Origin of the sequence: Streptomyces sp. NPDC090045, assembly GCF_044747975.1 — a bacterium.
Classification (GTDB): domain Bacteria; phylum Actinomycetota; class Actinomycetes; order Streptomycetales; family Streptomycetaceae; genus Streptomyces.
Window position 1 is genome coordinate 1 of sequence record NZ_JBIVFA010000027.1, and the last position, 23,142, is coordinate 23,142.

The 23,142-nt window shown below is 73.1% G+C and carries 20 protein-coding genes; 13 read left to right on the forward strand and 7 right to left on the reverse strand.

The genetic code is table 11. From position 1 onward, the window contains the following. The first annotated feature begins 703 nt into the window (after positions 1 to 703). Positions 704 to 2,863 carry a hypothetical protein gene (locus ACIPYQ_RS39590; protein WP_401259367.1) on the forward strand — a complete coding sequence of 720 codons (2,160 nt, stop codon included), beginning with the start codon at positions 704 to 706 and terminating at the stop codon, positions 2,861 to 2,863. A gap of 61 nt (positions 2,864 to 2,924) precedes the next feature. Beyond that, the gene (locus tag ACIPYQ_RS39595; RefSeq protein ID WP_401259369.1) at positions 2,925 to 3,308 is read left to right on the forward strand and encodes a hypothetical protein; all 384 of its coding nucleotides are present in this window, start codon (positions 2,925 to 2,927) and stop codon (positions 3,306 to 3,308) included. Between the two features lie 87 nt (positions 3,309 to 3,395). Here ACIPYQ_RS39595 and ACIPYQ_RS39600 read toward each other — a convergent pair whose 3' ends face one another. Beyond that, the gene (locus ACIPYQ_RS39600; RefSeq protein ID WP_401259371.1) at positions 3,396 to 3,629 is read right to left on the reverse strand and encodes a hypothetical protein; all 234 of its coding nucleotides are present in this window, start codon (positions 3,627 to 3,629) and stop codon (positions 3,396 to 3,398) included. A gap of 278 nt (positions 3,630 to 3,907) precedes the next feature. Between ACIPYQ_RS39600 and ACIPYQ_RS39605 the strand changes: the two genes are divergently transcribed. Next, a complete protein-coding gene (locus ACIPYQ_RS39605; protein WP_401259373.1) occupies positions 3,908 to 4,084 on the forward strand; it encodes a hypothetical protein in 177 nt (58 codons plus the stop codon). A gap of 254 nt (positions 4,085 to 4,338) precedes the next feature. Here the strand turns inward: ACIPYQ_RS39605 and ACIPYQ_RS39610 are convergent, their stop codons facing one another. The 6 genes from ACIPYQ_RS39610 to ACIPYQ_RS39635 all read right to left on the reverse strand — a co-directional run bounded on the left by ACIPYQ_RS39610 (position 4,339) and on the right by ACIPYQ_RS39635 (position 10,981). Continuing rightward, positions 4,339 to 5,022: a hypothetical protein gene (locus ACIPYQ_RS39610; RefSeq protein ID WP_401259375.1), complete on the reverse strand. Its 684-nt coding sequence runs from the start codon at positions 5,020 to 5,022 to the stop codon at positions 4,339 to 4,341. 202 nt (positions 5,023 to 5,224) lie between these two features. Continuing rightward, positions 5,225 to 6,556 carry a flavin monoamine oxidase family protein gene (locus ACIPYQ_RS39615; protein WP_401259376.1) on the reverse strand — a complete coding sequence of 444 codons (1,332 nt, stop codon included), beginning with the start codon at positions 6,554 to 6,556 and terminating at the stop codon, positions 5,225 to 5,227. A 175-nt stretch (positions 6,557 to 6,731) separates the two neighbouring features. Beyond that, complete coding sequence (locus ACIPYQ_RS39620) at positions 6,732 to 6,995, reverse strand: cupin domain-containing protein (RefSeq protein WP_401259378.1); 264 nt, start codon at positions 6,993 to 6,995, stop codon at positions 6,732 to 6,734. A 566-nt stretch (positions 6,996 to 7,561) separates the two neighbouring features. Next, on the reverse strand, positions 7,562 to 9,334 hold the full coding sequence (locus ACIPYQ_RS39625) for a hypothetical protein (protein ID WP_401259379.1): 1,773 nt from the start codon (positions 9,332 to 9,334) through the stop codon (positions 7,562 to 7,564). A gap of 416 nt (positions 9,335 to 9,750) precedes the next feature. Continuing rightward, positions 9,751 to 10,068: an XRE family transcriptional regulator gene (locus ACIPYQ_RS39630; RefSeq protein ID WP_401259381.1), complete on the reverse strand. Its 318-nt coding sequence runs from the start codon at positions 10,066 to 10,068 to the stop codon at positions 9,751 to 9,753. Positions 10,069 to 10,201: 133 nt separating this feature from the next. Continuing rightward, a complete protein-coding gene (locus ACIPYQ_RS39635; RefSeq protein ID WP_401259383.1) occupies positions 10,202 to 10,981 on the reverse strand; it encodes a GntR family transcriptional regulator in 780 nt (259 codons plus the stop codon). A gap of 704 nt (positions 10,982 to 11,685) precedes the next feature. Here ACIPYQ_RS39635 and ACIPYQ_RS39640 point away from each other — a divergent pair. The 10 genes from ACIPYQ_RS39640 to ACIPYQ_RS39685 all read left to right on the forward strand — a co-directional run bounded on the left by ACIPYQ_RS39640 (position 11,686) and on the right by ACIPYQ_RS39685 (position 23,074). Further along, positions 11,686 to 13,092 carry a hypothetical protein gene (locus ACIPYQ_RS39640; RefSeq protein ID WP_401259385.1) on the forward strand — a complete coding sequence of 469 codons (1,407 nt, stop codon included), beginning with the start codon at positions 11,686 to 11,688 and terminating at the stop codon, positions 13,090 to 13,092. A 275-nt stretch (positions 13,093 to 13,367) separates the two neighbouring features. Next, on the forward strand, positions 13,368 to 13,910 hold the full coding sequence (locus ACIPYQ_RS39645) for a hypothetical protein (RefSeq protein ID WP_401259387.1): 543 nt from the start codon (positions 13,368 to 13,370) through the stop codon (positions 13,908 to 13,910). After that, complete coding sequence (locus ACIPYQ_RS39650) at positions 13,910 to 14,200, forward strand: hypothetical protein (RefSeq protein WP_401259389.1); 291 nt, start codon at positions 13,910 to 13,912, stop codon at positions 14,198 to 14,200. Before ACIPYQ_RS39645 ends, ACIPYQ_RS39650 begins: the two co-directional genes overlap by 1 nt. Positions 14,201 to 14,215: 15 nt before the next feature. Next, complete coding sequence (locus tag ACIPYQ_RS39655) at positions 14,216 to 14,734, forward strand: hypothetical protein (protein ID WP_401259390.1); 519 nt, start codon at positions 14,216 to 14,218, stop codon at positions 14,732 to 14,734. A gap of 166 nt (positions 14,735 to 14,900) precedes the next feature. Beyond that, entirely contained in the window at positions 14,901 to 16,478 is a 1,578-nt protein-coding gene (locus tag ACIPYQ_RS39660; protein ID WP_401259392.1) for a DUF2637 domain-containing protein, read from the forward strand. A 219-nt stretch (positions 16,479 to 16,697) separates the two neighbouring features. Continuing rightward, positions 16,698 to 17,228 carry a hypothetical protein gene (locus tag ACIPYQ_RS39665; RefSeq protein WP_401259393.1) on the forward strand — a complete coding sequence of 177 codons (531 nt, stop codon included), beginning with the start codon at positions 16,698 to 16,700 and terminating at the stop codon, positions 17,226 to 17,228. A gap of 68 nt (positions 17,229 to 17,296) precedes the next feature. Continuing rightward, positions 17,297 to 17,545, forward strand: a complete 249-nt coding sequence (locus ACIPYQ_RS39670; RefSeq protein ID WP_401259395.1) for a hypothetical protein — start codon at positions 17,297 to 17,299, stop codon at positions 17,543 to 17,545. 496 nt (positions 17,546 to 18,041) lie between these two features. Beyond that, the gene (locus ACIPYQ_RS39675) at positions 18,042 to 20,255 is read left to right on the forward strand and encodes a hypothetical protein (RefSeq protein WP_401259396.1); all 2,214 of its coding nucleotides are present in this window, start codon (positions 18,042 to 18,044) and stop codon (positions 20,253 to 20,255) included. 5 nt (positions 20,256 to 20,260) lie between these two features. Continuing rightward, the gene (locus ACIPYQ_RS39680; RefSeq protein ID WP_401259397.1) at positions 20,261 to 20,677 is read left to right on the forward strand and encodes a conjugal transfer protein TraB; all 417 of its coding nucleotides are present in this window, start codon (positions 20,261 to 20,263) and stop codon (positions 20,675 to 20,677) included. Between the two features lie 99 nt (positions 20,678 to 20,776). Next, positions 20,777 to 23,074 carry a hypothetical protein gene (locus tag ACIPYQ_RS39685; protein WP_401259399.1) on the forward strand — a complete coding sequence of 766 codons (2,298 nt, stop codon included), beginning with the start codon at positions 20,777 to 20,779 and terminating at the stop codon, positions 23,072 to 23,074. Positions 23,075 to 23,142 lie beyond the last annotated feature (68 nt).

The following is a 23,142-nucleotide window of genomic DNA, read 5'->3' on the forward strand; positions in this document are numbered from 1 at the left end:
GCGCGCGGTCTCCTGCGGAGACACGACGCGGAGTGACTGCGTCACTCCCAAGGGGGCTGCGTCGCTGCGCGACGCCGGGCGGAGTGTGGCCCGATGGGCCGTCACCTGCGGTGACGGCGGAGTGGTCCCGGTTGTTCGGGGACTGCGGGTCCGCGGTGGCTGGCTGGCAACGGAGGGAGGGTCTACCGCGGGTTCTTCGGCTTAATTGTAGCAGGTCAGAAGGGGTTTTGATGGGGCGTCAGGTTGTCTGTAACGGTGTCTCAGGGCCGGATATCGGGGTGTGGCCCCTGCGGGGCCGAGGTCGTGTCGGTCGCGCTGCGCGCTCCCTCTCAGTAGCAGTATGCACACGGGCCAGCGGAGTGTCCACCCCGCCGGCCCCTCTCCCGACACGCTACAGAACGTAACAACGACCCCGGACCGACATCAGCGAGTGGTCTACACCAGAAAGATCGCAAACAAAAGGGAAACCACCAATTCCCGACCCACACAAACCGACCCAACGTCAAATACCAAAACCGAAACACCCCCTGACCGAATACCAAAAACACAACCCCACAACCCCCCGCCAAAACCGCCCACATACCAAAAGCTCAAACGGGTGAATTGGGGGCTGCGAACCCCTCGAAGTTATATAACTTCAGCTAGGGTTGTTCTCAACGGGCCGGCCGAACAGGCCGCCCGGTCCGATCCCTTGGAGGTTCGAATGTCTGCTCTGACGTCCGGTACGGCGGCGGTCATCCCCAGCAGTGCCGAGCGGCTGATCCGCACGGCCGAGGAGAACGACTGGCAGGCCTCCGCCGTGTTCGGCGCGGCCGGCTCGAAGGGCCGGACCGCGGACGCGTGGGTCGTGGGGCTGGAGGCGTACACCACCGCAGGGGAGGTGTCCCTGCTCCTGTACTGGGAGCGCGGTCCCAAGGGATTCCGGTACGTGGCCAAGGAGTCCCGGGGCGTGCGGGACGGCGTGCAGCTGGAAGACATGCAGCTCAAGGCCGTGACGACGCTGGTGGCGGAGTCGGAGGTGACGGACCCGTTCGAGTACGGCGAGTGCGGGTGCGAGGACCCTGAGGAGGTCGACAACCCGCGGGTGTGCATCGAACACGCCTACTGCCCGGCCACGTTCGATGTGCGGTGTGGGTGGGGCTCGGAGGTGACCCGGAACTACGAGCTTGCGGGGTGGGGCGAGGACGGCGGTACGGGTGGCCAGTACAGCCTCCGGGTGGAGCCCGTCGAGGGTCAGGTGGAGCTCACGCTGGCGGACGTGATCCCCGCCGCGGTCCGTACGGCGGTCATCCCGGGGATGCCGGAACCTGTCGACGTCGGCGACTGCTGCGTCCCGGTGGCGGACGGCTTCAACGGCTTCTGTGACGCGTACGGGGTCCGCCTGTACCTGGTGGGCACCCGTCGGGACGGCCGGCTCATGTGCGCCGAACACGCCGCGCAGCGCGCCGGAGTCCCCGTCAGCGCACTGCCCGTGCTCGCCATGGATGCCGAGGAGCGGCAGTACGCCGCAGACTGCATCGAGGACAACCGTCAGCACCGGGTGCTGCGCGGTGCCGAGGAGTGGGCGGAGGCGCGCGAGGAGGAGGGCCGTACGATCTCGCACGCGTTCGAGGGGTGGGCGGAGAAGAACTGGACGGGTGACGACTTCTCCGCGGCGTACGTCGCGTGGCTGCACACCACCGGCCACGCCGCGGACCCCGTCCACGCGTGGGCCATCACGGGGCCGGTTGACCGGGTGCAGCAGGCCGAGGTGCGGCTGGAGGCCGCGCGCGGCCAGCTGGCGACCGCGCAGGCCCTGCACGTCTCCGCGCAGCGCTACGGCGGAGAGACCGCGATGCGCGAGGCGTTGGAGCGGCTGCACACCGCGCACGCCATGGTTGCGGCCGCGGCCGCGGACCACGCCGCGGAGGAGGCGGTGCGCGCGGAGGAGGAGGAGGAGTCCGTGCTGGACGCTCCGGCCGCCGTGGCCACGACGTCCGGGGCGAGTGACCGGTACAGCTTCGGTCTGCCCACCGGTGAACTCGGCGGGCGCGTGGTGCACGTCGACGGACACGTGGCCGGACGCGTCCGCGAGTCGGGGCGCCACTGGTACGCGATCACGCCCGGACGGGATGCTCGGCCCACCGAGCATGCGGACCGGGATTCCGCGGCCGCCCACCTCGTACGGTGCGCGGACCAGCGCGCGGCCGAGACTCGTCACCGCGTCCGGGCCGAGCGCGCCGCGGCCGCCGCCCACCGTCCCGACCCGGTACCCGCGGCCCGGTACTCGGTCGGCATCGCGCCCGTGTCGGTTGCGGACCGTCACCACGGTCGGACCGTCGCCGAGTGGAAGGACGTAGCGGACGGACACGCGTTGCGTGCCGTGCGCGCCGGACGGGCCGTTCAGGCCGCGCGAGCCTCGCTTGAGGGGCCGGCCGTCCGGTGGACCGGCACCCCCGAGACCACCACCCCCGGGTGGGCCGCGCCGGTCCTCCCCCGGATGCGGGACCTCGCCCGGACCGCCCTGCGCCGCGGCGCAGTGGCTCAGGAGCTGTGGATGCGCATCGGGTGGGAGGCGAGCGACGCCGCCGAGGCCGGCGCGGCCCTCCCCGCCCGCCGCGCGGCGGAACTCGCCCACCGCGCCGCCCTCCTGGCGGACGCGTGCGAGCACGCCGCCGCCGAGGCCGAGGCCTTGGCCACGCCCCCGCTTCTGTGGCCAGTCCCTAAAAAACCGAGAAGTTATAGAAGTGCGTTCGCCCCGTGTTCGGTTGCGTCGGGTGCCTCGGCAGGGGTGGGGGCGTCGCCGCCCTGGCGCCGTCCCTGGCCACCCGACCTCGCTCCGCATTTCCGAAGGACGTCAAAACCGAGAAGTTATATAAGTTAAGGGGTAGGGTGGGGGCGCGGGCCTGATACGGTCCGCGCCCGAGACGAGAGGCAGCGCCCGCATGGCCACCGCACCCCGCCAGGTCCCCAAGGTCTACCCCGCCGGGACCGGCCGGCCCACCGAACGGAAACTCACCGACGAGAAGGTCGTCCGCACGGTGAACGTGGCCGGCACCGTGTGGGACGCGGGCAAGAAACGCGCCGGTCAGGACGAGGTCTCGATCTCCCACGCCGTCGGCCTGTTCCTCGAGGCCTACACCGCCGGCCTCCTCAACCTCGACACCATCACCGCCCAGCTCGACGCCCTCGCCGCCGGCGAGGACCCCGCAGCCGTACCCGGCGCCGGCGCGTGGACGGAGGAAGCCCCTCCCGCCTTCCCGCACCCCAGTTGGAGCAGCGGGGACGGCGTCCCGCGCGCACTCGACATCCTCGACGCCGAGGAGTAGGCCCTGACCTGCACACTCGTACGCCCCGCCCGGTGATCCGGGCGGGGCGTTTGTCGTTCACGAGGGGGCCCGTTGTAGGGCCGCGGGTCAGCGCCGGCGGACGACGACCGCGACGCCGACCACCGTGGCCAGTGCCCCGGCCACCGTCGCCACCGTCGCGATCGGCCCGGTGAGCGACGGGTGGGCGACACACATGTAGCCGGCCGTTGCGAGGACCAGGGCTCCAACGATGACCAGGCACAGCGTCAGGAGCGGGTCCGTGGCCGGCTGCTGCGGCTGCTGCGGCGGGGTCTGGGGCTGCGGGTCGGTAGCGGTGGACATGAGGTTCCCTCCCGATAGGCGTCCGCAGATGGTCCACGGACATGGCGCTGCCCACCTCTCCGGGAGTTGCAGTCCGCGCACTCCGGTGAGGGGCAGACAGCACAGTGCGGAACGCGGGGGTTAGCCGCGCAACCCCACCTGTGCACGGCCGAGGAGTTCGTTCGATGAGTCGGCGGGCCGGCCGACAGGCAGACCTCCGCGCAGATGTCCCCGCGCTCGGCCGCGCGCGAGGCGGCCCCGGCCACCTGCCCTTGAGCCCTGCGCAGGACACTGTCCTGGTGAACACTCGACGCGCCCTGGGCACAGGCCCCCGCGCCTCCGCTACCTCCGCCGGATCCCGCAGGGCCCGCCTCGCCGCCGAGGGCACCGAGCCGGCTCCCCCGGCAGAGTCCGCCCCCGAGCCCAAGGCCGGACCCGGCCGCCGCACCCTCGGTGAAGGCCCCACGCATCGCTGAGGGGGTGTTTCAGGGGTCCAGCCGTTTGCAACAACTCATGAAACATGATCGCCGCAGATGAGCCGCCGTGCGGCGCGGTGTTTCACACCTATGAAACGGGATGGTGACTAGGCCGAAGCTGATCGGCCCGCGGACATCCCGGCCGGCTGTGGCGGCACGGAGGTGGGGTTCGCCCCCGCCCCGTAGGCCAGGCTCAGCAGGCGCGAGGGCCGCCCGCGAAGGGGGTGGCCGGCCCTCTTGCTCATGATCCGGCGTCAACGGGCCGGGGTCAGGGCCGTGGGGGCCAGTACCCACAGCAGGGCCCTGCCGGTCAGGGGTGTGGTGGCGATCAGGGTCAGGTAGACCTCGATCAGGGATCCGTCACCGGTGAGGACGTTGAGGTCGTCCGCCCATCGGGAGAGCAGGTAGATGACGGCGTCGACGATGAGCCAGGAGGCGAGGTTCGCTCCGATCCACCACTTCCAGCGCGTGGTGACCTTGCGCAGGACCAGTGACTGCGACAGCCCGAGCAGGGGGCCCAGGGCCAGGCTCTGGCTGGCGGCCAGCAGGTAGGCCGTCGAGACCGTCTCGTGGGAATCCTGCGCGCTGATCACGGCTGGCATGATCACCAGCAGCCATGCGAGCAGTGCCGGACCGACGTTGGAAGTGATCCACACCTTGCGCGGGATCGGGACCCGCTCCTTGACGATCAGCCACTGCAGCGCTCCCAGGACGCCGCCGAACAGCGCGGCCCCCAGAGTCGCGATCAGGAGCGCGAGGATCACGTTGTGGCTGGCCAGGTTCATGTGGAGCACGTCGTTGCCCAGCAGGATCAGCAGGAACCCGACGGTCAGAACCGTGATGAACGCGACCGTGTTGTAGCCGATCCACCGCCAGTACAGGCGGACGTCCCACCCGCTGCTCGAGGCGGTTTCGTGGCCGGAGCCGGAAGCGGTCATCACCCACTCCTCGGGACGATGCGGCCGTACATGCCGCTCTCATGATCGAACGCTGATCACCCCGGACCCGGTTGGCGGCGCCGTGCGCCCCGGCGGGTTCCCGGCGGGAGCGGCAGCACGCCGCCCGTCCCCTGAATCGCACTCTCGGACCTGGGCGGTGCGGCCCAGGTCCGACAGGGTCAGGGTCCAGCGGCGGTCTTGCCTACCGACTGCCGGTGTTCAGGTAGTCGTCGATGTGACGGGCGGTGTGGTAGCCGCTCTGGATCGCCCCGTCGATGAAGGAGCGCCATCCGATCGCGGAGTCGGCGCCCGCGAAGAACAGCCGACCCTCGGCGGTGCGCAGGTCGGGCAGGATGCTTGCGAGCTGTCCGGGCCGGTAGATGCACCAGGTGCCCAGCGAGAGCGGGTCGTTGGACCAGTCCCATCCGACGATGGATTCGACCTCGACGCCGGGCAGCAGGGGCTGCAGGGCTTCCTGCATGCCGGCGGTGTCGTCGAAGGCGGACATGGGCAGGCGGTCCGGGTTGCTGGAGAACGCGACCACCCAGGTGCCTTCCGGGCCCCCCTTCGCGTAGGTGACCACCCAGTTGACCGCGTAGGCCTCGGGAGCGAGCACGCTCACGTTCCCGATGTCCCCCTTGACCTTGACGATGCTCTTGCGGCCCGCGCCGGCGTGCCGCTCCTCGGCGGCCCTCCGCTTGATGTCGGACAGGCGGGGCTCGAACTCCACGCTGTTCAGGACGTTCATGGGCAGCGCGATCACGGCCGTGGGCGCGGTGATCGTGTCACCGCCCGCGAGCTCGACGCGGACTTCGCTGTCGCTCTGGACGACGCGCGTGACGTGCGAGTTGAGGCGGAAGTCGGTGAGCGTGGCGTGCCCGGCGATGCCGTCGATCAGCTCGCGCGTCCCCTTCACCAGCTTCGTCGCCGTCAAGGCGGCAGATGCCTGCTCGGCGCTCCACCCCGACAGGGCGTAGGTGCGCAGGTATTCGGTGACGGCGGACTTGTCGAGGGGGCCGAGCGCGACCGCGCAGCACATCGACTCCAGCCAGTCGTACAGCACCGGGTCGGCCTTCACCGTCTCCAGCTGCTCGCGGAACGACCGGTCGCCGATACCTTCCGGGTCCGGGCCCCACGCCTCTGTGTAGGGCTCCGGGAACAGTTCCGCGCCCGGCGAGCAGAACTGGTTGAGCAACTCCATGGCACGTGCGACGTCGTCGTCGGAGAGGTCCACGACACGTCCGCCGGACACGACCGCCTGCCGCAGCCCTTCCACGACCGGCAGCGGCTCGGTTTCGACGCCGTAGCGCTGGATCTCCGCCCACACGTTCGGCTGCAGGGGATGCACCCACGTGCCGCCGAACTCCATGGCGTGCCCGTCGTGGTCCTTCGTGTAGGTCCGCCCGCCCAGCCGGTCACGCGATTCGACCAGCACCGCGCGGCGTCCGCGCATCGTCAGCTCACGCGCCGCCGTCACACCGGCGAACCCGCCACCGATGATCACCACATCCGGACGAGACTCTGCCTTGCTCACTACGGGATCCCTTCGGTCTTCCGGCGCGAGGCGCAAGCGGTCGCCCGTTGTTCGTTGGCGACGGCGGCCGCGCGCTCTCTTCCGGAATGGTGCTCTCGGCCGGAGTGTTCGGCCGTCTGGTTGTGGTGGCGGTTCGGTCGGCGCCGATAGCGCCGGCCGTTGCCACGGCCCGTGGTTAGGCGATGACGAAGAACTTCACGAAGGGCGAGCGGGTGCGCCAGGTCGCGCTGAATCCGTCCGGGAAGGAGTAGATGCCTCCGGCGATGAGGTTGATCTTCTTGCCGTCGGGGGTCTCCAGCTCCGCTTCACCCTGGAGGACGTGGAAGGTGTCGGAACCCGTGACGTTGTAGGGGATTTCTGCGCCGATCTCGGGGTCGGTCCTCCACAGCCCCGCCATCAGGCCGCCTTCCTTCTGCACCAGGAAATGGACCTGCCCCATCTCCCGGCCCTCCTCGATGAACGGCTCCCAGGAATCCGTTGTGATGGACGAGGTCGAAACACCAGGAAAATCTGCCATAACACCCTCCAAAGGGAGACACACTGCCGACCGCAGCAGACCAGACATCACCACCGCTGGCGATGAGGCTGGCGGGGCCATCCCTCCGATGCCGGTACCGCACTGGCCCAGTCACTACCGCTCGTGAACCAGAGGCTCCACGGTGGTGCAGAAACTTGCCGTGCTCCTGGTTCGGTGAGATCCGCGCGGCGGTCGACGTACCGCCGCGCTCGGGCCGCCTTGTCGCTGGCCGTCTGGACGGAGGAACCCTCGAGGCCGCAGGTGCCCGCGTGCGGGGCTGACGAACGATCACGCGGTCGGGAAGGCCTGGCCGGTGGGGTTCGCCGCCGTGCGGGCCATCTGCGGCCGTGCACGGGGTCAAGCGGGGCCAGTGCTGCCCCGGCACCCCGAGGGAAGCCGGGGCAGCGGGCGGGCACGTACGTACGGGTGGTCACAGGCCCTATGCCCGCCCGGCGCCTGAACGGGCACCGGGCGGGTCTTGAACGGGCCTAGGAAGCCAGGGCGGCCTTCGCCGCCTCGTATAGGGCGTTCGGGTGCGACAGCGACCACGGTGCCGGAGCGGCCGCCTGCTGCTCCTGGACGTCGGCGGCGACGTCCGGCACGGGGGCCTCAAGAACGGGTTCGTTCTCGAAGTGGCCGGGAGTAAACGGGTCCTCCTCGGCCGGGAAGGCGTCGGCCTCGGGGTCGGCGGGGTCCTGGTCGTGGGCGGCGTGGAGGGGGGCAGGGACTACCGGCCGGGCCGCGGCGGCGTCCAGTGCGGCGAACTGCTCGGTGAGTTCGGCGCGGAGGCGGGCGGTTTCCTCGGCCTCGGCGGCTGCGGCGGCTTTCCGGGCTGCATGGCGGGCGGCGGCCTCCTCGCGGCGCGCGTTCTCCTCCAGGGCCTCCCCGTGCGCTTGCTCCCGTTCGTCCGCCAACTGCCGGGCCCGCCGCTCCGCCGCGGCCGCAGCGCGAACCTGCTGTTCGGCGAGGAGCTGCGCGGCCTTCGCCTGGGCGATCCGCTTCGCGGCTCGGTACTGGCAGGTGTTGCACTCCTCGCCGGTGTTGAGGAACACGCCGGCCTCACAGTTCGGGTGGTCGCACTCGTGGGTGGTGAGCAGCGCGGCGAGGTAGCCGGCCGGCCGGGCGATCCGATCCCCGTCCTTGTAGCCGGCGCTTGAACGGAGAGGGCCCCCGGCCTGGTGCCACCCGATGCTCAGCCGGAGTGCGGCGTGCTCGGGGCGGCGCGGGTACATCGCGTACGGCCCTGAGCGGGCGTCCGCGTAGTGCCCGAGGAACTCCCGTACCGCGCGGCGCAAGGTGGAGATGCGGGCGGCCGGGGAGGTCAGCACCCCGAGGTCATCGAGCATCGCGTACACCTCATCCTCACCGGCCACCGGCTTCAGCTCCGAGACCTGAAGAGGGCCCTTCGCTGCCCGCTTCTTCGGCTTCGCCGCCGCGGCGCCGGCCTCCTTCCCCTCCGCCGTTGCTGCTGACTCCGAGGAGTCGGCGGCGGAGCCGCCCGCAGCGGTCGGACTTTCAGGCGCCGCGCCGTCACGTGCACCCGCACGCGTAAAACCCCCCGCACTGTGGCCTCCGGCCGACCCCCCCGGTTGTGCAGCAGTAGAAGAAGGAGAAGCACAAGAACAGGACTGCGGCGCCCGTTCCCCCAGGTCATCACCAGAGTCGTGGTCGGAATTCCGACCAGCGTGGTCGGAATTCCGACCAGCGTGGTCGGAATTCCGACCAGCGTTCCCTTGGTCGGAATTCCGACCAGCAGCCTTGGCGGCCGCCCGGGAGGCGTCCCGCTCGGCCGCCTCGATGGCGGCCTGCTCGGCCTTCGGCCGGATGGAAGCGAGCTTCTCCTCGGTGTTGGGCCACCGGGGCTTGAAGCTGTTCGCGGGCTGGTCGTGGATCTTGATTCGCAGTGGGCGGCCCTGGGCCTTGCCGCCGGAGGAGGTGGTGACCGGGCCGCCTTCGGGGGTGGTGATCAGGCCGGCTGCCGACAGGTGCCGGATCAACTCACGGACCCGCGTGAGGCTCGACGGCTTCCCGTTCGGGCCCGGGATGAGCTGACACAGCTCGGAGAGGGTCAGCACACGGACGCGGTTCTTGACGCCCTTTCCCTCGAACACCAGGGAACGCAGGATCAGGTACCCGCGCACATCGGTGTCCCGCAGGTCGTCGCACAGGGCGATCCAGTCGCGGACGTACGTCCCATAGAACGGGTTGTGATCAGGGCCGTGCAGCTCGGCGAGCTGTTCGGCAGCGTGCGCCTCGCTCACCGGGAACCCCCGGTGAGCAGAAGGCCGGCGTGCGCGGCGGCAGGGCGGGGGGGAGGCCAAGCGGTGTGCCGCCGGCGGCCCTTTGCTGGTCCGGTTTGTACAGCGGCGGGGACTGTGGTCCCCGCCACCTGAGCGGGTGTGGCGATGTAGTGACCTCGCAGGTCACGGTGCATACGGGGCGCCTTTCCTGACCCGCTTGCGCCGCCGCTGCACCCAATCGCGGCCGGGTCGCCTAGATCTAGCTCGGCGATACCCGTACGATCAGAAACAGACGGCCCCGCGCAAGCGGGTCTTCCTGGAGTCCGGTCCCCTTCGTCCCGCGAAGAAGTGGGGGGCCGGACTTTCTCTTTGTCTGGGGTGGAGTCTCCCCCACCGGCACTGACTGCTGTCCAGCTAGCCGCGCGGTGGGGGAAGGATCAGTGAGCGCCGCTGAACAGGCGGAGGCCGCGGGCTGCCCGCAACTCATCCACCCGGGCAGGGGACAGCGCCGCCAGGGCCTCGCTGGGGCCGGCTACCAAATGCCAGGGGGCCATCCCCCAGTGATCCGCCAGCCTGCCAAGGTCAGCCATCGACCAGGGCGCCAGACCGCGCTGGCGCCGCCCGATCATCACGTCCGTGACCTTCAGTAGCTCGCCGAGGCTGGTGTACGTCTCGCCGGTCATGTTCAGCAAGGCGGCGATGCAGGCCCTGACCTGCGCCTCCACCGGGTGCGGCGCGTACTTCGGGTGCGGCATGGTCGAACTCCCCGTTAGACGCAATCTCTGGGTGTGGCGCATTCGTACCACAGGTACGGCTGATCTAGTGAGGGGAAGGCCAGGCGCGTTCGGTGATTCACCCGTTCCGCCGCCTCACCCCGCGCTGGTCGCCTCACGAGGCCCGCCCGGCCAGCGGTAGACGCTCATAGACCAGTTCCATACGGTCGGCCGCCCCAGTGATGCGCGCGATCTCCAGGACGCGGCCCTGCTCGTCACGGGTGACCCGCTCGACCACGAGGACGGACACCCGACTGCCGAGCGCCAACTCCGCTGCTTGTTCCGCGGTCGGTACCCACGCGGTCACCCGGTGATCCGCTTCATTCGGCAGGAGGCCAGCCGCGGTCATCGCGGCCAAGATGCCGCCGACGATCTTCCCGGAGGCGTCGAGGCCAGCGGCCCGCGCGATGTCGAGCGGGTACCACGACTCCTGAATCTGGATCACCTCATCCCCGATCATGGCGCGGCGGCGCCGGAGGATGACGGGGGTGCCGGGCTCGACCCCGAGGGCCTGCGCGATGTCGGGCGGCGCGGTGGTCTCCTCCGGCGGCTGGACCGCCATACGCCCGTCGAGGCCTTGTGCGGCGGTCGCCCGCTCCCACGGCCCCTTGTCGCCGGGGGACATGGCTGCCTCATAGACGCTGAATGGGATCCGGACGCGGCCCCGGCTTCGGACGACCGTACCCACGCCCGGCTTGGACGTCGTCAGTCCCTCCTCCTGCAGCAGCCGATAGGCCCGGTTCACCGTCGTGATCGTCGCCCCGAACTGCTCGCACACGGAACGCATCGACGGCAGGGGGTCCCCGGGCCCCAGTTCCTCGCCGCTGATCAGAGCGCGGAAGTGGGCGGCGATCTGCTCGTACCCGCCCTCCCGGCCCTTCCTCCTGCCTGCCATCACGTCCTCCTGATCTCAGGGCTGATGCGTGAAGTGTAGTGCTTGACCTTGCTTAAGTGTAGTGCTCTACTTAAAGGGTAGTTGGGGAGCCACGCACTGCGGCGAACCGGCTACCGAGCGATTTCCGCTGCTCGCAGCGGGGAGTCGAAGGGTCCCGGGACAGATCGGGGCGAGCGGCCCGGCCTTGTCGACCCGGGAGGTACACCCCACCTACAGCCGTCGGCGTTCCGGCGGAACGGGGTGGAGCCCCGCAGGGAGCGGGTCCTGACGCGTTCAATCCGCGCAGGTCTCGGCCGGTTCGATTCCGGCACGGGGCACGCAGCACACCAGCAACACCGGCCCCGGACGGCGCTACCGACGCCGCCGGGGTCTACGCACGTCAGCGCATGCACCAGGAGGTCACTGTGAAGGACTGCGCCCGCCAGAACCCGCCTGCCGCGAAGGCTGCCGACGAACCGCCTCGGATGACGATGCGCGTGAGTCGGGACGGAGGCCGCACGTACGGCCCGCACGTGGAGGTCCGCACCGAGGAGGTGCCGGTGCCCATGTACACGCTGCAGTACCCGCCGTGCCGGTGCCCGCAGCACCGCGGCGCCTGACCCTCTGAACAGCGGACGGCCCCACCGGAGGCGCTACCGACGCCTGTACCCGGAGGGGCCGTCCCAGCACATCCCCTACCGACATCACCGGAAGGAGCGCACGACATGAACGATACCGACGAGGAGTTCGACGCCGCCGCGTGGCGTGAGCAGTACCTGGCGGAGACGACCGCGCCGAGCCTGCACTGGACGGCCCGCCACCTGGACGTCGTGGAGCACGCCGCCGGCCCGGGGATCGTGGCCGAGGCGGGCGCCTACCGGCGCGCGGCCGGCGGCCGCCGGATCGCCGCCGACCGGATCGCGGGCCTGACCGAGGCCGGGTTCCTGACGGCCGCGACGGACGGCAGGGTGCGGGCCACCGCCGACGGTGTGGAGGCGGTCCGCCGGATCCGGTTGGTGCCCGGCGCGCTGATGACGGATGCCGACTTCGCCGCACGGGCCCGCCGCGTGCTCCGTGCGAACCAGTCCCTCTCCCCCACGGCTGCGCGCGGCAGGGTCCTGCCGTGTCTGCCCGGCGGGCTCGAGGACGCCCGCCGGAAGCAGGCGGCGCGGGAGTGGCGCGCGGAGTGGGACCGGCAGGCCGCCGTACGGCGCGCCGAGGTTGAGGCGATCCGGGCGCGCAGCGAGGCCAAGGACCGGGCCGAGGCGGCCCGCCGGGAGGCTGAGTGCGCGGCCGCCCTCGAACTGGAGCTGCGCGGGTGCGGGCGGTGCGCCGACATCTCGCCGGTGGAGGCCCGTTGCAGGCTCTGCCAGGACGCTCCGCTCGCCCCGCCTGTTCCGGCGGCCGCCGAGGAGCTGCACGAGACCGAGCACGCCGCCGCGCCGGTGGAGCCGCGGACCGCCGCCGGGTACGTCACCGTGCGCCCGTTCACGGTCGGCGGCCGGACCGAGGCCCGCTTGATGTTCCCCGCCCGGCGGGCCTGGCGGGCCGCCGAGCACAAGGGCGCGGCCGCCGAGGTGGCGTCTCTGTTCGGCCTGGCCGTTTCGACGCCGCGCCGGATGCTGGCCGACGGCCGCCCCGAGGGACGCGAGGAGACCCGCGTACTGCTGGTGGCCGGTGCGGAGCGGCAGATGACCCGCTTCCTGCGGGCGCTCCCCCAGGTGCTGGCGGGCCTGGAGCGTCTGGCGACCCGCGCCGCCCGGCAGTTCGGGGCGTGGCGCCGGTCCCTGATGACCGTCCTGGGTGGCCACCTGGACGCCGAAACCCCGACCACCCTGCGGGCCAGGGCGCGGGCGTTCCGGTCAGCGGTCCTGGCCCGGCTCGCCGGGTTCATGAGGACCGGTGCCCCGCACCCGTCCGGGACGGACCTGCGGGCGCCCCTGTGGGACCAGGTCGATGCCGTGGCCGCCGAGGTCTGGGCCGCCGCCCCCATCGACCCGTGGGCCCTCGCCGCCGACGTCGCCACCGAGCACCAGGCCGCCGCCGAGGCGCCCGAGCACCCGCACCTGGACGCGGTGGTGACCTACCGGGCCCTGGCGGTGCCAGTGCCGGCCGTCGCGCTCGCCGCCTGACCCTCTGCACAACAGCCGGCCCCACCGGAGGCGCTACCGACGCCGCCGGACGGGGTTGTTCCCGCACGTCTCTACCGACATCACCGGAGGACAACGCCATGCACCAGACCACGCTCGCCCTGGCCCCCACCGACTCCGACGCCGACATGGACGAGGCGCTGCGCCGCGTCCGGTCCGGGAAGTGACCCGACTCCCGCTCCTCCCCTGACCCGACACCCCCGGCCCGGGACCGTCACCGCGACGGTCCCGGGCCGGCTGCACCCGGGAGACACCCAATGAACCTGGACCGCATCCGGACCGGCATTCACACCGCGACCGCCCGCACCGAGGACGCCGTCACCGGCACGCTCACCTCCCCCGTCACCGCCGCGTTCGTCGGCGTGATCGCCGGGTGGGCGTTCCTCGCCGGGGACCCCCTCGACGGGACGGCCGCGCTGCTCACCGCCGTGGGCCTGACCGCCACGTGCGCCGCCGCCCGTCTCGGCGACAAGCCCCCGCAGGACGACACGAAGCCCCGGTGGACGCCGGGCGGCCGGCCGACGGTTCGGCCCGCCCTGACCGGCCCGACCGACACCCCGGAGGAACCGTCCGTGCGCTGGACCATGACGGCCTGCCACATCGACGTCGACGTGTGGGGGTGGGAGCTGGAAGGCGACCACTACGCCACGCACGACGAGTTCCACCCGGACGACTTCGACAGGGACGTGGAGGCGGCGAAGACGTGGGCCGAGGGCATCATCGGCGGCCCTCAGCTGTGGATCCACACCCGCGTGGAGGGATTCGACAGGTGGCACGCCACCGCCCCGGACCCCCGGTGATGACCCCTCACCCGGCCTCGACCGCCCCGGCCGCGGCGCACGCCGTGTTCCGGGCGGTCACCCGGCGGGACGGCCGACTGTGCCGCGCCGCCGGGTGCTGGGACCTCGCGACCGTGCTGACCCCGGCCGACCCGGCCGTGCGGCTGGTCGAGGCGGTGCGCCTGCCCGCCGAGGACCTGGCGGCCGTCTGCGCCGTGCACGCCGCCGACGCGGACCGGGCCGGCCGCCGGATCCGCGAGGCGGCCGCCGCGGCTGCCCTCGCCGCCGACCAACTCGACCTGTTCACCTGACCGAGGAGACCCGCCGTGTTCCGCATCGTCCGTACGACCGCCTTACTCGCCGACCGCACCGAACTCGCGCAGGCCCGCTTCGAGGCCGAGACCGCCAACGATTCCGCGATCCGCGCCGAGAGCACCGCCGAGTGCCTGGCGGAACAGCTCCGCCAGGCGAAGCGCGACGCCGACGCGGAGTTCGAGGGGATGCGCGCTGTCCTGCGGCAGGCGACCGCCGAGCGGGACGACGCCCGCGCCGAGGCAGAGGAGGCCCGAGCCCAGGTGCTCCTCGACGCCGAGGACCGGGTGGCGCTGCGGGCGCTGCTGCGCACCGCGCGCAGGCATGCCGCGGCCGCGGACCGCGTGTATGTCCTGTTCCACCGGGGCCGGTTCCACAGCGTCCACACCACCGCCGACGGGGCCGAGGCCGCCGCCGAGGCCGAGGGCGCACCCCGCGACGGGTGGACCGCTACGGTTCCCGGCGCGGCACTTCCGCCGGCCTGCGAGGTCGTGTGGCGTGTGCAACCGCTCCCCCTGTGCGACGCCCGGTAGACCCGTCAGCGATCCTCACTCACGGGCGACGGCGGCCCGTACCCGCTGCACGAGGACGCGTTCCCGCTCTGCGAGGACGCGTTCCCGGCACGTGGCCCGCCGTCCCTGTCCACCACCGCACACCCCCCGCTCAACACCCGGAGGTCTCCCCGTGGCTATTGCCGCGATGCCACGCACTGACGGCGGCGCACGCCCCGTTCCCGACGCGCGGCCGTCCATTCCCGCCGCGCACGCCCCCGTTCCCGTCGCACACGATCCCGTTCCCGCCGCGCCGGAAGGGATCCTTCCGCCCGCCCGGCTCGGCGAGATCGTCGGGACGCTCAGCCGCCCCCAGCGGATCTCCATTGGGGCGATCGTCTTCGCCTCCGTGCTCCTCGCCGGAACCGGCCTGTACCTCTCCTTCGAACACGTTGCCGCGTTCGCGCACGAGCGGCTGCGCTTCCAGACGCTCGGCAAAGCGCAGTTGTTCACGCTCGGCGTGGACCTCGGGATCCTGGTGCTCATCGCCATCGACCTCGTGATGGCGTGGCTGCGCCGGCCGATTGGCTGGGTCCGCTTCCCCGTGTGGCTGCTGACCGGCGCGACGATCGTCCTCAACGGCGCCTCGGCCGCACCGGCGCCGGGCGAGGCCTGGACCGGCACGGATTACGTGGCCGTGTTCGCGCACACCGTGGTCGCCTTCCTGTTCATCGTCATCGTGGAAGTCGCGAAGACGGCCATCAACCGGGCCGTGCGCCCCGCCGCGGACGACCAGGAGCAGACCGGTGTCCCCGCCTCCCGCTGGGTCCTCTCCCCCGCCCGCACGTTCATGCTGTGGCGCTCCATGAAGCTGTGGGACACGGACTACTTCGAGGCCGTGGAGCGGGCGCAGGCGATCCACGTGTACCGCGTCCACCTGGAACGCCGGTACGGCCGCGGCTGGCGGCGCAAGGCGCCAGCTGACCTGCGGCTGCCTCTGACCATGGCGCCGTACGGGCTGACGATCGAGGAGGCCCTGGACCTGCCCCGGCAGGCCGCGGAGCGCGAGGCGGTCTTGAAGGAGGCGCAGGAGGCCGAGCGGGTCGCCGCGGAGACGCGGGCCGCTGACCGGGAAGCCGACGCCAAGATTGCCCGGCTGCGGACCCATGGCCGGGTCAAGGCCGCGGAGCACGAGGTGGAGGTGGTGACCACACAGGCCGCGATCGCCGCCCGGGCGGAGTTGACGGCCGCGGAGCGGGCCGCCGAGGCCGAGGTGACCGCTCTGGAATCCGTCGCGGCCGCCGAGGCTGACGCCCGCCGCGCGGAGGCCGAGAAGAGCGCGGCGGAAGCCCGTGAGGCCGCAGCGGAAATCGAGGACCGCGCGGCGGGAACGGCCGAGCGCGCGGCGGAAGCGCGGCGCCGCGCGGCGGAAATCGACGCCCAGGCAGCCGCCGCGGAGGCCTCTGCGGAGGCGGCCCGCCGACGGCGCGAGGAGGACGCGGAGCGTGCGGCGGAAGCCGCGGCACGTGCGGCGGAAACGCGGCTGCGCATCGCGGAAATCGAGGGACGCGCAGCGGAAGTCGAGGACGAAGCCCGGCTGAACCAGAAGGACCGCAACGTCCTGCGCCTGGCCCGCATGGCGCTCCTGGAGCATGGCGGCGAGGTCGACGCCATCCCGCTGGAGACCGTTGCCGCCGTCTTCGACGTATCGACCACCACCGCGTCGAACTACCGCAAGTGGGCCGCCGAGAAGATCGCCGAGGGCTACCGGCCCGACGGCATCTGATCCGACCCGGCACACGGAACGGCCGCCCCCGAAGGAAGCGGGGGCGGCCTTCTGCTGACCGTACAGCGCACACGACCCCAGCGGGGGCGGACCGGACATCCCGGACCGCCCCCGCTGCGCGTCTCTGGCGCTCGCCCTGCCGGCCCCGGCACCCCGCCGGGTCCCGCTGCGTGACCACCAGCCCGCCCGACCACTCCCCCCGAGCACGAGGAGCACGCCGTGGACCGTACGCCCGCCCCCGCCAACACCAGCACCAACTCCTCCGTGGAGGCGTACACCCGCCTCCTGACCGTCCCCGCAATGACCGCCTACACCGCCGACCGCGAGGCCACGCACGCCGGAGACGCCCACGAGTACGCGCTGTTCCTCGCCGCGATGGAGGGCGCCCTGGGCGCCGAGGTCGTGCCCGGTGACGGCCGTTGGTCGGCCGCGCTGCGCACCCGCCGGGCCACCAAGCCCCTCAAGCGGGTGATCCGCGGCGCGCAGATGCAGGCGGAAGGGTTCCGCGACCTGCGGAAAGTCTTCGCGGCGCATGTCCACCACGTCACCGCCCTGCCCGGTCAGCGCGAGGCCAAGGCGGCCCGCCGGGCCGATCGGCGCGCCTCGGTCGGCGCGGCCGCCGCCAAGGCCCTGCACAAGTCGGCGACCACCCCGGCCCCGGCCCCGACGCCAGCCTTCGCGGAGCAGCCGCCCCAGCACGGTGCGCAGGTCCGCGGGATCACCGAGCTGTGGGACCGCCGCGGCGCCTGACCCCGCCTCACCCCACCGCCGCGCACCGGGCCGTCCCGGTGCGCGGCCCACCCCCAGGAAGGACGGACATGGAGACCACCACCGAGACGATGACCGCCGCCCAGCGCCGGGCCCACAACCAGGCCGTGCACCGGGAGCAGCGCATGGCGAAGGCCGCCGCGCGGGGGCCGGCCGGGATCGCTTTCGCGTGGGCAGACGAGGCCCGCGCCGTGGCCCGCGAGTGGGAGAGGAACCGGGCCGGGACGGACGACGCGGACGCCGCTTGGAACGACCTCGCGACCACCCTCGCCAACTTCGTCAAGCGCTACGGACGGTGACAGGGCGGCCGGTCCGGGGCGGGGCCAACCACCACAACAACAACGCCCCGGACCGGCCCCCGGCCTCGCGCGTAATGCGGACGCGCGATGCACGGACGCGTGGACGCGCGGACGCCCGCGCGCGTAAGGCACTCCGTGACCCTGTGTCAACTCTCGACAGGAGCCGATCATGAGCAATTCGTCCGGCCCGACCCCGCCGCCCGGCGGTGGAACCGTGGTCCAGTTCCCCGGGCGGCCGGCCTCGCCCGGTCTGCCGCCGCCCAGGAACCGACCCTCGGCAACACCTCCCCCGCCGCCCGCCGAACCGCCGCCGGGGCCGCCTGCCGCGCCCGCTGCGGCACCCCCGGTGGAACTGCCCAGCGGACCCCCGGCGGCGCCCCCGGTGGCGCCTGCGGCCGCCCCTCCGGCAGCACCGCCCGCCCCGGCTCCGGCGCCTGCGGCGGCCGCCCCGACACCCCCGCCCCCGCCCACCCCGGCGGGGGCGCCGTCGTCTCCGGTGGTCGGGCCGTCCCGGCCCCGGCGGTCGGCGGCCGCCTCGCTCGCCGCCGTCAGTCCGGGCCCACCGCCCGCGCCGCCGGTCCCGGCCACCTCCCGCTCGGAAGGCGTCGACAGCAGCGGCGACGGCCTCGGGGTGCTGTCGTTCTCGGCGGTCCTCGCCATCGCGCTCGCCGCGCTCCGCGGCACGGTCACGGTGGTCCACGACTGGCACCAACGGCGCCTGGAACGGACCGCGGAGGAGACCGTCTGGCGGGAAGCACAGATCAAGCGCAAGGCCGCCGAGGAGGACGCCCGGGCCCGCCTCACGAAGGTCCCGACAACGGCCGAGTTCGGGAAGGCAGCAGCCGGTGGAGGATCCGCCAGCGGTGGCGGCCGCTCCCCCTCGGGCGGCGGCTCCGGTGGCGGAGGCGGCTCCCGCAGGAACGGCGGTACGGGCGGCGGGACGTCGTCCGGCGGCGGCCGCAGCGGTACCGGAACGGGCTCGGGGAGCAGCGGCGGGAAGGCCGGCCCCCAGGGTGGCCGTAACGGCAACGGCGGCACCGGAGGCGCCGGGAAGCCGAACGGCGGGAACGGAAAGCCGAACGGCGGGAACGGGAGCACGTCCGGCGGGAACGGGAAGCCGTCCGGCGGAAAGGGCGGCACCGCACCCTCGGGGACGACGGGTGCAGGTACCGGCTCGGGTGGCGGGAAGCCCTCGGCGGGCGTCCAGTCACCGAGCCGGGGCAAGTCACCCGGCGGGGGCGGCGGTACCGGACCGCTCCAGAAGATCCGCGACCGCAAGAACCGGGGCGGCGCGTCGGGCGGAGGCACCGGCGGCGGGACGTCGCCCGGGGCCGGCACGCTACCCGGGAAGGGCAAGGGGAAGGGCGGCGCGCAGCCCTCCGGCGGGGCCGGCCCGAGCGGCACCGGGGCGGGGCCGTCCGGCACGGGCAACGGCAAGACGCCCCGCCGACCCCGCAAGCAGCGCCCCGGGCAGCAGCCGCAACAGCCCGGGCAGGGAGGGCAGCAGCAGCCCGGTACCGGGCCCCAGCAGCCGGCTGGTCCGACGCCGGCGACGCCGAAGAACCGGCGGCGCCGGATGATCCGCCGCAAGCGCCAACAGCAGCCGGGGCAGGGACCGCAGCAGCCGACAGGCAACGGCCCCGGCAACCCGTCCTCGACGGGGCAGACCCCCCAGCCCAAGAAGCGCCGGCGGTGGCGGTGGCGGAAGGGCCGCAGCCACACGGTCCCGCAGCCGCAGCAGCCGACGGTGCCGCCGAAGCCGACCCACCCGCCCCGGCCGCCGTACCCGCCGAGGCCGACCCACCCGCCGACGAACGGGCAGCCGCAGCAACCCCCGACACCCCCGACGGGGACGCCGCAGGGCGGACCGCAACAGCCCCCGCCGGCCGGTGGCCCACAGACGCCTCCCGGGGCCCCGCAGGGCCACCCACAGCCGCCCGGGCAGGGCCCGGGCCAGACCAGGCCTGGCAGCCGCAAGCGGTCGTGGAGGCGCCGCCCCCAGGGCGGACAGACCCAACCGCCCCCGCACACGGGCGGCCCGTGGAACACGTACGGCCACGGACACACCGCCCCGCCCCGGGGCGGCCGCACCCGCCGCTCGGCGGCCGACTCCGCGCAGCAGGTCATGGACGAGCAGGACCGGGTCACCGTCTCGTACGAGTGGCTCGCCCGGCCGGCCCGCCCGCCCCGCATGCCCGCCGGTTCGCTCCCCGCGGCCGGCACCGCCAGCACCGCCACGAAGGAGCCGCCCATGAGCACACCCGCCCCCGCCCGGTCCACCGCCGGGGCGGTGCCCGCCTACACCCGGCCGCCGCAGGCCTCCGCCCAGCACCTGACCGAGGTCACCCTGGACGACGTCCTGACCGGCCTCGGGAAGTCGGTGCGCCGCTGCCTCGCCACCTACGACGAGTGCAGCGTCCTCGCGGGGAACGCACGCAAACTCCGCGATGCGCTCGCGCAGCTGTCCGACGACCTCGCCGAGCACCACAACGTGATCGGCCGCCGGACGGGCGCCGCGATGGGCCGCCTGTCGGAGTTCATGGACACGCTCGCCCGGAGGGCGGACGCCATGCAGACCAAATCCCTGCACGCGGCGGAGTCGATGGAGACCGCCCACGACGAGATGCGCGACGGGTACCGCCCGCTCCAGCAGGCGACCGCCGACGCCGGCCTGTCCATGCCCTCCGCCCGCGCCCACAACGAGGACTGATCACCATGAGCGAACTCGTTCCGTACACCCCGCACCTGCCAGCCGGCCGGGGTGGTCAGACCCCCGGGTTCCTCGCCCTGGCGGGCCGCGTGGCCAAGCTGGCCGCGTCCGCCGCGCACCTCGCCGAGGGGCTGTGGAACCTCAAGAGGCAGATGGAGCGCGACGCCAACCACGCCGACCTCCTCGCCGACCTGTGCACGAAGGCCGAGGTTGACCCCCACTTCACCGGGCTGGTCCGGGAAGGCGCCACCGCGCTGCGGGACGTCGCGAAGGCCGCGACCGACGTCGCGCGCACGGCGTCCGACATGAGCGCGGCCGCCAGCGACCTGAACGGCGAGCACCGGGCCGAGTACGGAGGCGTGTACGAGACCTCCCGCCTCGGCCCCCGCCAGGCGAAGCCCGGGTTCTACCGGATCCGCTGACCCCACATCACCCCCCCCGTACGGCCCGTGAGGGGCCCGGCGCCACGGCCGGGCCCCTCACCCCTTCCCCGACCCGCACAGCACGCCAGGAGGCCCCCCGTGACCACCACCGCGCTCCCGCCCGCCGCCCCGACGATGACCCACACCGGCCTGGCCCCGGCGGCCGTCCGGCGCCTCGCGATCGCCGAGCGCGTCCTGTACGGGGCGGGCGGCATCCTCACCGCGGTGGGACCGCAGACCGACGTCACCGGCCTGCACGTCGCCGCGCTCGCCGCCGGGGCCGGCACCCTCGCCGTGCTGTGGCGGCGCACCCGCGTCGGAGGCGCCGGCCTCCTCCTCGCCTGCGCCCGCGCCCTGCCGGTCCTCGGTCTCTCCGGCACCTACGCGGCCGCGCTCATCGCACCGGGCTGCTCCTGGTGGGAGATCGCCGCCCCCGTCGCCGTCGCGACCGCCGCAGGCCTCGCCGCTCCGCTGACCCGGGCCGCCGGGATCAGCCGGGCCGTGGCGAACCTGCCCGCCGTCGCCGAGGAGACCGACGCCGGTGACTACCTGTCCGGGGTGCGGGCCCTGTGGGCGGTGGCGCCCGCCGCGAAGGGCACCGAGTTGACCGGCCTGCACCAGGGCGACCCGTACAAGCCGGCGTTCACCGCGGTGATCCTTGCCGCACCCGGCGAGGCGGTGTCCTCCCGCCTCGACGAACGGGCGGTCGCCGCGATCTTCGACGTTCCGGAGGCGGCCGTGCTCCTCAACCCGATCCCGGGATCCGGGCCCGGACGGCTGGCGCTCCTCGTGGACCCCGCCCGGGCCGAAGAGCACGCCGCCCGCGAGGCCGACCCGGTACGCGCCCTGTGGACCGAGAAGGTGTCCGGGCCCGGCGGCATCGCCCCGGGGATGAACCTGGCCGACTACCGACTGGAGGACGGCAAGGCCGTGTTCCGCGTCGAGTCCGACGATGACAGGCTCATCTCCATCCCGCGCCTGCCCCTCGCCCGGGCGCTCGGCGTCGAGGACCCCGACCTGCTCATGGTCGAGGCCGGCCGCCTGTCCACCGCCGTCGTCACGATCTACCGCGAGCACCCGCTCATCCACATCCGGGAGGCGACGCGCGAGGACCTGACCATGCGGGCCGACGGCACGTTCGCCCTCGGGCTGCGCCACGACGGCCGGCCCGCCCGCATGAAGCTGTACGACCCCGAGTTGGGCGGCCTCGCCGACATCCTCGTGGGCGCCCCCGGCTCCGGGAAGTCCGTCACCATGCTGACGATCCTCGCCGCCGAGCGGCTGTCCGGGGTTGTCTCGATCGTCGCGGACGCTCAGGACGGCATGAGCCTGCCCGAGGCCAAGGGCCGTACGTACCACTTCGGGGCCGGCAAGGCGGCGCTGGCCGCGACGCTCGCCGGGGCCGACGCCGTCGCCCGGTACCGCGAGAACATCAGCGCCGCGAACGGCTGGGGCTCCTTTACCCGGGGCGAGCCCTGGTCCCTGGTGAACATCTCCTTGGACGAGATCAACCAGGTGCTCGCCGAGGACGCTGAGGTGACCGACGACTTTCGCAAGTGGGTCGTCGCCATGGTCGCCCGAGCCCTGACCACGTACCGGAAGCTCGGCATGGGCCTGCGGATCGCCGGTCAGTCCATTCACCTCGCCGACCTCGGCGACAGCGACAAGATCCGCGCCGGCGCCCGCCGAGGCAGTGTCTGGCTCGGCCGCGTCGACAGCGAGCAGACGCAGCGCATGGCCTCCTCCATGAAGGTGAGCACGGTCGAGGTGACGCCGATCCCGCCGTACTTCGGCGGCGGCGACGGCGCCGAGGTCGAGGCCGCGTGGGCCGGCGAGGAGACCCCCACCGGCCCGGTCACGGCGGGCATGGCCTGGCACATCAGCGGCGGTGCCATCGGCCTGATGCGGGTCTGGCGGGCCGTCAAGGAACAGCGGACGTACCCGGGCCTGATCCGGCTCATGGAGTCCGCACCCCTGCCCGGGCTCACCCCCGAGGAGGACCGGGTGTTCCGCGCCGCGTACGAGCACGCCCTGAGGTACGCCGAGGACATGCTGGAGGGCACCGGCGGCCTCGACCGCGAGGCCCTGAACGCCGAGCTGGAGACCGTGGTCGACGCCCTCGACGCCCACCATGCCGCCGGCACGGACGCGGGTCTGCCTGTCGGCATGCCGCGCCCACCGGCCAAGGCGCAGACCCTCGGCGACCTGATCGTGGACGCCCTCGGCGCCGGGCCGATGCGCACCCGGGACATCCGGGCCGCGGTCGGCGTCGGCACCACCGGAGGTCCCTCCGCCGCATCCGTCGAGACCACGATCAGCCGCCTGTCCGCAGACGGACGGATCGTCAAGGGCTCCACCCACGGCACGTGGGCACTCCCCGGCGGCCCGCAGGACTGACCGCACCGCACACAGCAGCACCCCACCCCGAGGGCGGGCCCGGCACCACGGGCCCGCCCTCGCCCGTG